A 370-nucleotide genomic window follows, 5' to 3' on the forward strand; every position below is an offset into this window, starting at 1 on the left:
AAATATACTTGGTTCATATTGGGATGAAGAGCGTAAGTATGTTGATGAGAATTACGAAACAATACCTTTTCCGTTTGAAGAGATAAAAACAGATGAATTTGTAGATGAGTTTACTTGGTCTTTCGATCATCTTTTGGGTTATATCGATTCGTGGTCAGCGACACAGCATTATATTAAAAAGAATGGAAGCAATCCTGTAAATTTGATAAAAGAAGAGTTGAAAGAAAGTTGGAATAATAACGATAAAAAGGTAACATTTCCGTTACTTTTGCGCATAGGAAAAATGAAAAAGTAATTAACTGATGGGAAATGATATTTTTGGGAGTAGTAATCAAAAAGGAAGGATATTAGCTATAGACTACGGTATGAA

1 protein-coding gene is annotated in these 370 nt (G+C 31.9%); it reads left to right on the forward strand.

The features are described from left to right. Positions 1–295: hypothetical protein (locus DC53_RS22760; protein ID WP_033032517.1), on the forward strand; the 295-nt coding region annotated here is incomplete at its 5' end. Positions 296–370: the final 75 nt, after the last annotated feature.

The sequence above is a fragment of the Pseudoalteromonas fuliginea genome, from assembly GCF_000690055.1.
In the GTDB taxonomy this organism is placed as follows: domain Bacteria; phylum Pseudomonadota; class Gammaproteobacteria; order Enterobacterales; family Alteromonadaceae; genus Pseudoalteromonas; species Pseudoalteromonas fuliginea.